This window comes from Agrobacterium sp. ST15.16.024, from assembly GCF_027956545.1.
Lineage (GTDB): Bacteria > Pseudomonadota > Alphaproteobacteria > Rhizobiales > Rhizobiaceae > Agrobacterium > Agrobacterium cucumeris.
In genome coordinates this window covers 1,381,555-1,393,540 of sequence record NZ_JAQKGO010000001.1, presented here as the reverse complement: position 1 = coordinate 1,393,540, position 11,986 = coordinate 1,381,555, and the positions used below count along the sequence as shown (strand labels likewise).

At 58.4% G+C, this 11,986-nt stretch carries 13 protein-coding genes and 1 riboswitch; of the genes, 12 read left to right on the top strand and 1 reads right to left on the bottom strand.

Going from position 1 to position 11,986, the window contains the following annotated elements; all coding sequences use genetic code 11:
- Nucleotides 1-195: a hypothetical protein gene (locus PL640_RS06875; protein ID WP_271361203.1), complete on the bottom strand. Its 195-nt coding sequence runs from the start codon at nucleotides 193-195 to the stop codon at nucleotides 1-3.
- Nucleotides 196-315: 120 nt separating this feature from the next.
- Here PL640_RS06875 and PL640_RS06870 point away from each other — a divergent pair, with 120 nt between their 5' ends.
- From PL640_RS06870 to PL640_RS06815, 12 genes are all read left to right on the top strand, one after another.
- Nucleotides 316-1,203: a LysR family transcriptional regulator gene (locus PL640_RS06870; protein WP_271361202.1), complete on the top strand. Its 888-nt coding sequence runs from the start codon at nucleotides 316-318 to the stop codon at nucleotides 1,201-1,203.
- Between the two features lie 208 nt (nucleotides 1,204-1,411).
- A riboswitch (cobalamin riboswitch) is annotated at nucleotides 1,412-1,605 on the top strand.
- A 90-nt stretch (nucleotides 1,606-1,695) separates the two neighbouring features.
- Nucleotides 1,696-2,487 carry a (2Fe-2S) ferredoxin domain-containing protein gene (locus PL640_RS06865; RefSeq protein ID WP_271361201.1) on the top strand — a complete coding sequence of 264 codons (792 nt, stop codon included), beginning with the start codon at nucleotides 1,696-1,698 and terminating at the stop codon, nucleotides 2,485-2,487.
- A 16-nt stretch (nucleotides 2,488-2,503) separates the two neighbouring features.
- Complete coding sequence (locus PL640_RS06860; RefSeq protein ID WP_271361200.1) at nucleotides 2,504-4,000, top strand: ABC transporter substrate-binding protein; 1,497 nt, start codon at nucleotides 2,504-2,506, stop codon at nucleotides 3,998-4,000.
- Between the two features lie 6 nt (nucleotides 4,001-4,006).
- On the top strand, nucleotides 4,007-4,921 hold the full coding sequence (locus PL640_RS06855; RefSeq protein ID WP_271361199.1) for an ABC transporter permease: 915 nt from the start codon (nucleotides 4,007-4,009) through the stop codon (nucleotides 4,919-4,921).
- The gene (locus PL640_RS06850; protein WP_271361198.1) at nucleotides 4,921-5,682 is read left to right on the top strand and encodes an ABC transporter permease; all 762 of its coding nucleotides are present in this window, start codon (nucleotides 4,921-4,923) and stop codon (nucleotides 5,680-5,682) included. Before PL640_RS06855 ends, PL640_RS06850 begins: the two co-directional genes overlap by 1 nt.
- 44 nt (nucleotides 5,683-5,726) lie before the next feature.
- Nucleotides 5,727-6,500 carry a class I SAM-dependent methyltransferase gene (locus tag PL640_RS06845; RefSeq protein WP_271361465.1) on the top strand — a complete coding sequence of 258 codons (774 nt, stop codon included), beginning with the start codon at nucleotides 5,727-5,729 and terminating at the stop codon, nucleotides 6,498-6,500.
- Between the two features lie 92 nt (nucleotides 6,501-6,592).
- Nucleotides 6,593-6,814 (top strand): hypothetical protein, encoded by a 222-nt coding sequence (locus PL640_RS06840; protein WP_271361197.1) that lies wholly within the window; start codon nucleotides 6,593-6,595, stop codon nucleotides 6,812-6,814.
- A gap of 96 nt (nucleotides 6,815-6,910) precedes the next feature.
- Nucleotides 6,911-7,663 carry a hypothetical protein gene (locus PL640_RS06835; protein ID WP_271361196.1) on the top strand — a complete coding sequence of 251 codons (753 nt, stop codon included), beginning with the start codon at nucleotides 6,911-6,913 and terminating at the stop codon, nucleotides 7,661-7,663.
- A 204-nt stretch (nucleotides 7,664-7,867) separates the two neighbouring features.
- Nucleotides 7,868-9,538, top strand: coding sequence for a hypothetical protein (locus tag PL640_RS06830; protein ID WP_271361195.1), 1,671 nt, complete (start codon nucleotides 7,868-7,870; stop codon nucleotides 9,536-9,538).
- Between the two features lie 4 nt (nucleotides 9,539-9,542).
- The gene (locus tag PL640_RS06825) at nucleotides 9,543-10,184 is read left to right on the top strand and encodes a hypothetical protein (protein WP_271361194.1); all 642 of its coding nucleotides are present in this window, start codon (nucleotides 9,543-9,545) and stop codon (nucleotides 10,182-10,184) included.
- Nucleotides 10,185-10,215: 31 nt separating this feature from the next.
- The gene (locus PL640_RS06820) at nucleotides 10,216-10,650 is read left to right on the top strand and encodes a M15 family metallopeptidase (RefSeq protein ID WP_271361193.1); all 435 of its coding nucleotides are present in this window, start codon (nucleotides 10,216-10,218) and stop codon (nucleotides 10,648-10,650) included.
- Between the two features lie 171 nt (nucleotides 10,651-10,821).
- Nucleotides 10,822-11,889, top strand: a complete 1,068-nt coding sequence (locus PL640_RS06815; RefSeq protein ID WP_271361192.1) for a rolling circle replication-associated protein — start codon at nucleotides 10,822-10,824, stop codon at nucleotides 11,887-11,889.
- Nucleotides 11,890-11,986 lie beyond the last annotated feature (97 nt).

Here is an 11,986-nt window from a genome sequence, read left to right as displayed (position 1 = left end):
CTAGTCGTGCAAAGCCGTGTCGCGCATGAGAGCGCTGTCCTTGTCCGAATGCGGTGATCCGTAGGCGACGGATGCGATAACTGTTGCGTCGATTGCCGGCCTGTTGTCGGGGAGCGTCCTTGCAGCGAACACAGCAAGGACGAGCAGCGCCAGTCTGAAGGCGATGGCGCGGAGGAGGGCTTCTGAGACGTCCATGAATTGTCGTTCCGGGTCAATAAACTACGGCGACAATGATCGTTGTCCGTGACTTCGCACAATGCGGAAGATACAAGGAAACCCTTCGGATTATCCGAAGGGTCCGGACCGGAGGGACAAATGCGCTTCGATTTGACCGACCTCCGCCTGTTTCTTCACGTGGTCGAGGCGGAAAGTATTACGCAGGGAGCAGACCGCACGGGCATGGCCTTGCCATCGGCGAGCGCGCGTATTCGCGGCATGGAAGAAATGAGCGGCGTATCGCTTCTCGATCGTGGCGCCCGCGGTGTCAAAGCGACGCCGGCGGGGGATGCTCTGGCCCATCATGCCCGTATCGTGCTCGGGCAGATGGAGCAGATGAGGGGTGATCTGCAGCTTTATGCGCGGGGTCTGCGGGGGCAGGTCCGGATATTTTCGGGGCGGGCGGCAATGGCGCATCTTCCCGGCGCCCTTCGCCGATATCTCGTGGATCACCCGACCATCGACATAGACCTTGAAGAGCGCCAGAGCCCCGATGTGGTTGCAGCCGTTGCCGCCGGGCAAGCGGATCTCGGCATTGCGGCGGACACGACCGATACGGGAACGCTGGAAACACGGCCTTTCGAGATCGACAGCCTTGTTCTGATCACACCTGCCAGCCATCCGCTCGCTGACCGGGATATGGTGACGTTCGCGGAGCTTCTCGACGAACCCTTTGTCGGCCTTCCGGCGGAAAGTGCGCTTCAGGGGCATCTGGCAACCCATGCGGCGCGCGAGGGCCGGCCGTTCAAACTGCGTATCCGTCTGGATAGTTTCGAAGATATCTGCGCCATGGTCAGCAGCGGTGTCGGGCTTGCCATCGTGCCAGAGGTTTATGCCTTGAGGTATCAGGCCGAATTGCCCTTCAGGACAGTCTCGATCTCCGATGTCTGGGCGCGCCGTCATCTGCTTATCTGCGCGCGAAGTTTTGCGGGACTTCCCGTGCATGCCCGAGCCGTGGTCGATTATCTAACGGCGTTGAAAGGCTAGGTCGCCTGTCTTTCGGCGATTTGCCCCACAGACATCAAACATTGTGGTTTCGCGTCCCGCCAGTCTCTCAGCTAACTCCTTAGAGGAGAGCCTTGACGGCCAGGTATTCGTCGTGCTTAACGTTACTTTATAACGTAACATAGCTATGAAGCTTTGTTGCGTGGAAATCAGACTACCCGTGCAGGCGGTTGACAGTGACCGGCGGCAGTGTAGGGTCGCTCCGTCATGGTTCTTTCGCCGCCCGGCGGAAGCTAAGAGGGAATCCGGTTAAATTCCGGAGCTGTCCCGCAACTGTAAGCGGTGAGCCGATCGCCCACGATGTCACTGGCAGCGATGCCGGGAAGACAGGTGAGATGGCCTCGACCCGCAAGCCAGGAGACCTGCCTGACATCATGTAATTCCGTGGTCGGGGGGTGCCATGGGAATGATGGCTGTCTCCGGTCTTCTGCCGGAGACCCGTCATTTTCGACGCCGCCTCGTGAATGAGGCAATGTGACAGATAGTACCCATCCCACCCATCGCGAGCCTTCCGTGCCGGACGCGGTGCTGCTTGTCGCCAAGTCGGCCTTTGCCGCCGCGCCTCATCAGGACATGCAGCGGCTGGCAATGCAGGCCGAAGGGCTTTGCAGCGCTCAGACCGTTCGCATCGCCTTCACGGAGCAGGGAACACCGTCACTCCATGAAGCGCTGTTTGAGCTGATCGATGCGGATGTCGGCCATATCCTGATCGTTCCGCTGATGCTGCCGCTCGAGCCCAGTTTTCACAACTGGATGACCAAGACATTGAAACGATGGCGGGCAGGCGACCTCCGGCCATGGCCGTCCCTTTCCATAACAGCAAGCCCCACAGCGAGCAGCCTGATGGCACGCCTGCTCGAAGATCTGGCCGCAACGGCGCAGGCGCTTGACCTTTCAGGGCCTGTTCGCCCGGCAGGTGAAGGATCGCTGGTCCCGGCGCAGAAGCGTCGTGTGCTCGTCTGCCAGGGGGCGCCATGCAACTCGGCAGGTGCGGATGTGATCTGGGGTCATCTGCGCAACCAGCAGGAACGGCAGAAGCTTCGGATTGCAGGTGACGGCACCATGACCGCCAAGTCAACCTGTCTTGGCCCCTGCAACCTTGCGCCTGTCCTGCAGGTCTTTCCCGAGGGCACTTATTATGGTGGCGTCACGGAAGAGGCGGTCGATCGCATCGTTGCCGAACATCTGCTGGGTGGCCGCGTCGTTGACGATTTCGCCTACCACCCGACCGGCCGCAAACAGCGGCTTCGTAATCTGTCCGAATAGCATGAGAGGAAATAGAATGTCGGCAAAGAGCTTTTCACGTCTGGCCGCGGCCGGGCTTGCGGCCTTGATCACGGGTGTGGGCGCCAGCGCTCTCGCCACCGAGCCATTGCGCGTTGGCGCCACCTACATCACGAGCGGTCTCGACCCGGCAAAGGGATCGAACGGCTGGGCGCTTGTCAGCCATGGCGTGGGTGAAAACCTCTTCACCGTCGATCGGGAAGGGCGGCTTGTGCCCGGTCTTGCCGAAAAAGCGGAACGCACCGGCGATCTCAGCTGGAAGGTGACGCTGAAACCAGGCCGCGCCTTCTCCGATGGTTCGCCTGTGACGGCGGCTGCGCTTGCCGCCGGTTTCGACCACACATTTGCGACCAACAAGGCGGCGCTGGCAACGGGTGGAAAGCTGGATTTCAAGGCTGCCGACGACCTGACGCTGATGATCACCACGGAGAAGCCGGTGGCTTTTCTTCAGGCACTTTTTGCCGAATGGCCGCTGATCGCCTACAAGCCTGCAACCGACGGTAAGGCGCTGTTCACCGGGCCGTATCAGATTGCGGATTTCAAGGCGGATACGTTACTGACGCTTACGCCGAACACCCATTTTGCCGATGCGGATGCCCGTTCCCCGGTTGATTTCCGCAGGTTCGGCGATGCGCAAAGCATGACACTGGCGCTGGAGGCGGGTGAACTGGACCTTGCTTTCGGATTGCCTTCGGAAGTCGTAAGCCGTCTGAAAACCAATCCGGATCTGACGATCAAGTCTTTCCCTGTCGGTTATCAATATCTCGCTTTCCTGAACACAACGAGGCCGGTTACCGCCGATATTAAAGTACGCCAGGCGCTCGATCTCGGCTTCGATCGCAGGGAACTGGCCGCCGCCATTAATGGTGGTGAACCCGCGACCGGTGCTTATGCCGCCTATTTCCCCTTTGCCGGAAAAGAGCAGCGACAGACCGATCTTGCGAAGGCCGAAGCGCTTCTCGACGAAGCCGGCTGGACGAAGAACGGGGCAGGGAAGCGTGAGAAGGACGGCACGCCGCTGCGCCTTCTCGCCATTACCTATCCGCAGCGCCCGGACCTCGTCACCATGCTGCCGGTGGTCAAGGCGCAGCTTGCCAGAATAGGCATCGAACTCGACACGAAGGTCGTTGAAAATATCCAGGACGTGGCTGCTGCCGGTGAATTCGACATCGCGCTCTGGGCGCAGCATACCGCACCGAACGGAGACCCGGCCTTCTTCCTCAATTCGATGCTGCGCAGCGGCGCCTCGCTCAATTATGCGAAATACGCCTCGCCCGAATTCGATGCCATTCTCGATCGTTTCGCGACGGCTGGCGATGCCGGCGAACGCGCCACGATCGCGCTTGATGCGCAGGCAAAGCTGTTTACCGACGTTCCCGCATCCTTCCTGGTTTCGCCGGTCTGGTATGTCGGCCTTTCGAAGCGGCTGCAGAACTACGAGCCCTGGGGTTCCGACTATTATGTCCTGCGCGGCGATATAGGCGAAGCGCGGTAAGGTCAGATGCAATTGCTCCGGTTCGGCATATATTCCGTGGTGGGAATGGTTGCGCTTTCATTCGCATCCTTCACGCTCATCGCATGGATGCCCGCCGATCCGGTGCAGATTGCCATTCGGGTGTGGAACCTGACGGCCACGAGTGAAACCGTTGCAGCGCTGCGGGAAGGGTGGGGCCTCGATCGCCCGCTCATCCTGCGCTATCTGCACTGGCTCGTGGATTTCGTCACCGGCGACTGGGGACGATCCTTCCGTACCGGCGAATCCGTCTTTGCGGAATTTATCGAGCGTCTGCCTCTCTCGCTCATGCTCGGTATTTCCGGCCTTCTCCTCGCCATTGCCGTCGCCGTACCGCTCGGTTTCAGCGCTGCGGCGCGGCCGGGCGGCATTGCTGATCGTGCCAGCCGGGCATTTTCGGTCTTTGTGCAGGCTGTTCCCGGCTTCTGGCTAGGGCTTGTCCTGCTCTGGGTTCTCGGCGTCCAGCTGCGCTGGATCCGTCCGTTCGGAACCGACATAACGGCAATCGTTCTGCCCGTCATCCTGATCGCCTGCCATTCGGCCGCCGTTTTCGCTCGCATCTACCGCCGCGACATGATCGAGACCACCCGACAGCCGTATTTTCGCACCGCTCTCGCCAAGGGGCTTTCACACCGGCAGGCGCTCTGGCGTCACGCGCACCGTGGCGCGTTTTATGCCCTGCTTTCGGCGGTGCGCTCGGAGGCGGGGTGGGTGATCGGTTCGACGGCGACCATGGAAATCCTCTTCAATCTTCCCGGCATCAGCCAGTTTCTGGTGCAAAGCATCGCGGTGCGCGACCAAATGGTGCTGCAGGCCCATGTAATGGTCATCGCGCTTTGGCTGCTCTTCATGAACCTGATCGTGCAGCTGTTTCAACGTCTTCTGGATCCGCGGCTCGCCTGATGCTCCGGTATATCGCACTTGCCGTTCTGGCCCTTTTCCTGCTTCTGAGCGCCATCTGGCAGCCATATGATCCTGACGCCGTGGATATCCTGGCCCGCCATTCCGGTGTGACGGCGCAGCACCTGCTGGGTACCGATCATCTCGGCCGCGATCTTCTTTCGCGCCTCATGGCGGGCGGATGGCGCACCGCGCTTGTGCTGTTATCGGTCGGCAACATCGCCTTTACCGGCGGCACCTTGCTCGGCGCCGGCGCTGCGGTGCTGGGTGGCTGGCAGGAGAGGGTGGTGTTGCGCTGTTGCGAATTCTTCATCACCGTTCCGACGCTCATCATCGCCCTGACGGCGGCGGCTATTTTTGGCCTGACGCCGATAACGGCCGGGCTGGCGCTTGGTCTTGCCGGCATCGGCCCGACGGCTCTGCTTGCCCATTCCCTCAGCCGGCGCGTGCTTGGACAACCCTTTGTCCACGCGGCACAGGCGTTGGGCGTTCCGCCCTTGCGGATGGTCCTGCGCCATCTTCTGCCGAATATCCTGCCGCTGATGATAACCCATACCGGAAATCAGGCGGGTTTTGCCGTCACCGCCTATGCCTCGCTGGCCTTTATCGGGCTTGGCGCGGACCCTTCCAAACCGGACTGGGGCTCGATGTTGTTCGAGTATCGCGTTTTCATCTTCGATCATCCAAGCCTGATGATCTGGCCCGGCATCGCAATCGCCATCACGGTTGCGACGCTCAATACCGTATTCGACACATCCGACTGATCATTTTGCCGGAGCTTGCAGTGCAACAAACAAAGGACGACACGATGGATGGCGGCAATTTCGATCTCAAGGAGGAAATCCGCGACTATTGGTCGAAAAGATCTGAGACCTTCGATCTTGCTTTCGGACATAAAATCTCAGCCGGTCCGGAAGCCGAGGCATGGCAGAAACCGATCCGGGAGCTGATCGGCGCGGAACCGAAACGGGTTCTTGAACTGGCCTGCGGCACCGGCGAGGTGACGCGGCTGATCCATGATCTCGGCCACGATGTTACGGCGCTCGATTTTTCAGAAGCGATGCTGGCCGTGGCACGCGCCAAACATGCCGGTAAACCGAGGTTGCGTTTCATCCTGGCGGATGCCGAAAACACCATGGAGCCCGACGCATCCTATGACGCGATCATCTGCAGGCATCTGGTCTGGACTTTGACGCAACCCGAACAGACGTTCCACGAATGGTTCAGGCTTCTCCGTCCGGGCGGCCGGCTTCTGTTTTTCGACGGCGATTGGGCGACGCCGAAACCGACCGGACGCATTGCGAGACTGCTTATTGCGCTCATCGATCGTGTCGTGGGCGAAGACAGTCATTATGACGGCGCTCTGGGCAGCCGCCACGCCGCCATCATGAAGGGACTTCCATTCGGTGAAGGGCTGCGGCCTCACATGTTGATGCCGTTGCTGACCGGCGCTGGCTTCGCGGAGATAAAACTTCATTCCCACGACCCAATCGCCAAAGCGCAGCGTAAAAAAGCCGACCTGCGCAACCGGCTGCGCACCTTCGTTTATCGACGCTTTATCCTGACCTGCCAACGTCCATGACGTTGTCGCGAAGGCGTTTTCTGGTCCGGACCGCCGTATCAACTACAATTTAGTTCCATAATCTATCTTATGCGATTTAAATGGGGAATTTCGTGAACATCGTGAAAGGCGTGTTCATGAAAGGTATCGTTTCTGTGCTCGTTAAGCCCCTCGGGGCTCGCCTCGGCGCTCTGGCCGCTGGCGCTGTGTCCGGCCTCTCGATCTCCGATCCGGTGATCGCTTCCCGCGTTGAAACGTGGGTGTTGGCCGGTGTCCTGTTGGCTGCTGACCTTGTCGGCAGCTATTTCAGGTCCAAATCACAGGAGGTTCGTTAATTCATCCAGATAGCAGCTGCCGGGCTTGGCCTTCTCGGCGGCTTGTTTGGGCGTAGCTCTGCAAAAAAACAGGCTCAACGCCAATACGAAAACGAAATGGCCGCGATGCGTCAGCAGCGCGAATGGGACATTGAGGACCGCGATGAAGCTCGCGAATATAGCCGTCAGGTTTATTCGCATCTTGTCGAGGATGCGGAAGCGGCGGGTTTCAACCCGCTTACTGCTCTCCGCAACGGTGGCGGCGCAAATTACAACGCTGCCGCCGGTTTCGCTCCCCTCTCCCGAAAAGCCCCTGTGAGGCAGGCCGTTGGCGGTTCTCCTGGCGGAGACGCCCTCACCGGCCTCGGGGATTTCCTGTCGAATTTTGATCCCTTTGCGGATCAGAAACGCGAACAGGAATACCGGCTTGTTGAAAGCCAGATTTCCGCTCTCAACGCGGGCGGGCTTTCCAACATCCCCCGTGGTGCCGGGTCCTATGCGACCGGTGGTCTTGAGCGGCGCTTGTCCGGTCAAGGCGGCGTTTTGGGTAAACCCGCCAAATGGGAAGCGGGCGATGTCTCCGTCACCAATCCGTTTCAGACGCGGGACGTTGACGCGAATTGGTCTGATGCGGCGACATGGGAACAGCGGTACGGCGAACCCGGTAGTTGGGTTGGCGGCGTTGTCGTCGGCGGTGCTGACACTTGGGATTACGCAAAGTCGAAAGTTAAGTCGGCGTGGAACGCTCCGGTTTCCTACAACTCGCCAATGCGCAAAGCGGCAAGATGGGTCGATGACACCTTCGGGTTTAAGTCGAGCAAGGCGGGGAGGTTGTCACGTTCTTCCACCGGTGGTGGCGGCGGTTGGTGACTACGTTAGGGCGTTAATCAGTCCTACGAATACAGTCATTCCGAGTATTGCAAGACCGGCGAGGATGCCGAGGGTTGCAAAAAAGTTCAATCCAAACCGAACGATGGGCCACATGGCAACTCCTAGAAAACGTTGTTCCGCCTGTATGCGGCGGGCCGCAAAGCTAAAGCAGTTTTTCAAAAGGTTCAAGAAAGGAACCCGTAAATGACAGGTCCAAATTCAATCGCTAATAACCGGACGCGGACGCAACCTCTTGTTGCTCCTCGTACCATGCGCCGCCAAGGCGCTCCGGTGCTTACCTCCCTGCCCGCTGGCAAGATGGTGCCTATCTCGGCTTACCCTCTCTTGCGTGAAGATGCGGTGCGCTCTGGTCGCCTCCGTTTCTCGTTCGAACAGATGGAAACGGCGGAGGTCCTGATGAACGCGACGAAAGTTCGCGTCATGGCGTACTTTGTTCCCATGCTGGCAATGGAGCGTTTCAATGGCTCCATGGATCAGCTCAACCTTTCTTATGAAGGTCGCCCGCCTCTCGATGGCGCGGCGGTGGTGCCGTATATTGAGCGGCAGGCCTTCGGTGCGCATGGCTCCAATCAGGTTTACAAGTATCTCGGTCTGCATGGTCAGCCGACGCAGCTTGTGAACACGGCCTATCTCGAGGCCTATAATCAAATCTGGAATTTCCGGGCAAAGAACCGCTCACCGGATTTGACACCTCGCGGGCGTTTGGATACTTCCCTCGCCCCGGCTTTCTGGGTGCATGAGCGGTTTAGCCACATGGTGCCTGACTTCGATCAGGCCGTTATCGACGGCGAAGTGCCGCTTAACATCGTTTCTGCGCAAATGCCGCTGAAAGTCGCGGCTGGCGGTCTGAACGTTCCCGTTCAGTCCTATGGTGAAAACCGCGTCAAGCTGCGTACTGACGGTGGTGGTGTCCACGATATGCGTATCGGCCAATCCGTCGACAGCATGCATGCTGTTGGCGCTGGTACTGGTCAGTATGTGGCCGATTTCGTTGGCTTGAAGGCAAATCTCGGCGGCGTGTTCGCTGAGTTGCAGGAGAACGGTATTACCGTGTCCCTGTCTAACATCGAGATGGCCCGTAAAACGCAGGCCTTCGCGAAACTGCGCCAGCAGTACAACCAGCATGAGGATTGGATTATCAATCTTCTCATGGACGCCATTTCCATCCCCGAACAGGCGTTCAAGCAGCCGATGCTGCTTGCTGACCGACAGACTGTGTTCGGCCAATCCAAGCGCTATGCGTCTGATGCCGGTAACCTGACGGAAAGCGTGGTCAACGGCATGACGGGTCTGGATATGTCAATCCAGCTTCCCCGTGTGAACACTGGTGGCGTCATCATGGTCGTGGCGGAAATTACGCCAGATCAGCTTTTTGAGCGGCAGGAAGACCCCTTCCTTTCTGCGGCGTCGGTTGACGATCTGCCGCAGTATCTCCGCGACACGCTCGACCCTGAAAAGGTCGATATCGTCAAAAACAGCCGTATCGATGCGTCTCACGCAAACCCCAGTGGGACGTTTGCCTATGAGCCGATGAACGGCAAATGGAACATCGACGCTCCGCGTGTCGGCGGCGAATTTTATCGCCCGACCGTCAATACCGGCTTCGATGAAAAGCGTCAGCGCATTTGGTCTGTCGAAACGCTCAATCCGACGCTTTCGACGGACTTCTATTTGTGCACCAACATGCACACCAAGCCGTTCGTCGTGACCAATCAAGACCCCTTCGAGGTCGTCCAGCAGGGCGATGTCTACATCGAAGGCAACACTGTGTTCGGCGGCCATCTGGTCGAGGCCACTGACGATTACGAAAAGGTTCTGGCGGTTGCTCCGCAGGGCCGAATTGAAAAGGAATAACAACATGGTTGTGAAGCTTAATTCTCTTTCGCGTTGGTCACCGCTGGACAACACGAATTCTATCAAGTTCAGCGGTACGGCTGATAGCGAACGGCTCGTTCGCATCCAGTTCAATCTCGAAAGCGTGACGACATTCTATGTCGGCAAAGATGAGGCTGATGCCGATTTGCTTTGCACAATCGGGCCGGGACAGGAGACTGTCGAGTTTTATGCTGCGGGCGACTTTTATGTCTTCGCAGAGAAAGACGCGGGCATCGTCCATTACCGGTCGGCTGTTTTTGAGCCGACATTCTCTGAGGTCGTTGACCCCATCATCTTCACGAAGATTGCAAATCGTCGTCATCGCAATCCCGAGTTGGAAGAGATGATGTATCGCATGCAGGAAAACATGGAGCGCCGTCTTGCACAGCAGGCGCATGAATTCGATGCCGCGCTTGAGCGCCGCCGACAGGAGGAAGAGAATGGAAGAGCCGCAGAAACCGTCAAGTCCAACGCTCCGGGAGCGTCTGCTGGCTCTGGTGGCTCAGCGGTACCCGAACAAAAGCCTGATGCCGAAAAACCCGGCGAAGCTCCCGAAAGCGGTGTTGGCGGCGAACAGCAGGGAGGTGCAGGTGGCGGACAAGCCGGAGGCAATCCGCCCGCCTGACGGCGACAAGTACGCTTCTGAGCTGCGTGGAATGATCGATAGATCATTCCTTGCCAGTGAGCGTCACAAGGGGCAGCACAATCGTGCTGACCGTGCGGGCGGACACCCTACCCTGCTTGAGTTTGAACGTGTGTTCATCAAGCGCATGGCGAAGTTGGGTGTTCCGATGTTTGCGCACTGCGTTTATCGCGGTGAGGTTGAACAGCAGTCGCTCTATGCCCGTGGGCTGAGCAAGGCGAGGCCGGGGCAAAGCGCCCATAACTACGGCCTTGCCGTCGATGTCGTGCATGGCACGAAGGCATGGGACCTCACGCGTAAGCAGTGGGAGCTTGTCGGCCATGTCGGCAAGGAAGTTGCGGCCTCCCTCGGCATTAAAGTCGAGTGGGGCGGTGATTGGTCGTTTTATGATCCCGCCCACTGGGAACTCGCCAACTGGCGAGACATTGGCCGCTCCCTGAAGAAATAAGCCTCTTTGGCATTTGAAAAGCGCAGCCGCCGTTAACTCGGCGGGCGCGTAGCCGTGCCTGCCTTCCTTGATCCCAAGATCACGGAAGGAAGGCAGGCGCGGCGGAACACCATCCCCTTGGTAATAGGTGCATTTAGTGACAGGACACGAAGCAGCATGTGTTTGAACCCCGTGAAAATCAGCGATGTCGGCGTCGTGGCCTGTCGCGAATGCTGGCAATGCCGGGAGACCAAAGTTGATGATTGGGTCGGACGGAACATTGCCGAAAGTAAGACAGCAAAGGCGGCGCATGTCGTAACCCTGACCTACGGGCAGGATCGCACAACGGGCGATATCGACCATATCAGAGCCGCTGTCCTGACTTACTCCGATGTGCAGAAATATCTCAAATACCTTCGGGTTGACGGGTTTCCCGTCCGGTATTTCGTCGTTGGCGAATATGGCTCCATGAAGGGCCGCGCCCACTGGCACATCATCTTGTACTGGCAGGGGCCTGTCCCCGATCACGTACTCAGAGAAAACTTCATGGAACGTCACTGGCCGCATGGCTGGTCCTATTGGGACAAGTGCTCGCCGGAGGCAATCCGGTACGCATGTAAGTATCTCCTTAAGGACCCTGCGGACGAAGAAAAGCAGGGTTGGGGGCCTATGCCCTCCAAAAAGCCGCCGCTCGGCCATGATTATTTCCGCCAATTGGCGGAACAATATCTTGAACAAGGCCTGTCTCCGCAGAGCCTGTTCTATCATTTTCCCGATGTGCGCCGTGTCCCTCGGACACTCCGCGCCAAAACTCACAAGCAGTTTAGGGAGGCCGCAAAGCCTGTTCAGTTTCACATGACAGGCAAAACGGCGGAAAACTTCATCCAGTATTTCCTCGATATCTGGGATGAAAAACATAATGACCATCCGCCTAAGTCGGATGTCATCTGGGCTTATCAACACGGAAAGCTCCTCGAATATCAGGCGTCTGTAGAGGAGCCTCGTTTCGAGCGTCAAGCTCGCGGGCCTGTGCCCGTCGCCCCTCCATTTGATGGGGCGAAAGTGCAGTTTTGCGACAAAGCAAACTGCTATTACACCGCCAGTGCCGGTCGTCGGCTCTGGTATTCCATCGATCAAGAGGGAGATGCCGGATGGCACGTAAACATAAAGCCCGAAAGTCACAACCCATACGAGACAGAACGCCTTTGGCGTCTCGCAGGATTTCAAACTCACGTCCCCAGAATAGCGGACCAGCTTTAGCGCTGACCGTAAGGCGTGTTGCTGACCCTCACCTGCCGGTGACGGTTAAGCAGAAATCCCCCAGGACGATCTATTCCGATGTTAAGGCGTTATCGTC

Bases quoted from the DNA above. Each gene is read 5' to 3' on its own strand.
- PL640_RS06875 (WP_271361203.1), bottom strand. From the start codon at position 195: ATGGACGTCTCAGAAGCCCTCCTCCGCGCCATCGCCTTCAGACTGGCG.
- PL640_RS06870 (WP_271361202.1), top strand. From the start codon at position 316: ATGCGCTTCGATTTGACCGACCTCCGCCTGTTTCTTCACGTGGTCGAG.
- PL640_RS06860 (WP_271361200.1), top strand. From the start codon at position 2,504: ATGTCGGCAAAGAGCTTTTCACGTCTGGCCGCGGCCGGGCTTGCGGCC.
- PL640_RS06855 (WP_271361199.1), top strand. From the start codon at position 4,007: ATGCAATTGCTCCGGTTCGGCATATATTCCGTGGTGGGAATGGTTGCG.
- PL640_RS06850 (WP_271361198.1), top strand. From the start codon at position 4,921: ATGCTCCGGTATATCGCACTTGCCGTTCTGGCCCTTTTCCTGCTTCTG.
- PL640_RS06845 (WP_271361465.1), top strand. From the start codon at position 5,727: ATGGATGGCGGCAATTTCGATCTCAAGGAGGAAATCCGCGACTATTGG.
- PL640_RS06835 (WP_271361196.1), top strand. From the start codon at position 6,911: ATGGCCGCGATGCGTCAGCAGCGCGAATGGGACATTGAGGACCGCGAT.
- PL640_RS06830 (WP_271361195.1), top strand. From the start codon at position 7,868: ATGACAGGTCCAAATTCAATCGCTAATAACCGGACGCGGACGCAACCT.
- PL640_RS06825 (WP_271361194.1), top strand. From the start codon at position 9,543: ATGGTTGTGAAGCTTAATTCTCTTTCGCGTTGGTCACCGCTGGACAAC.
- PL640_RS06820 (WP_271361193.1), top strand. From the start codon at position 10,216: ATGATCGATAGATCATTCCTTGCCAGTGAGCGTCACAAGGGGCAGCAC.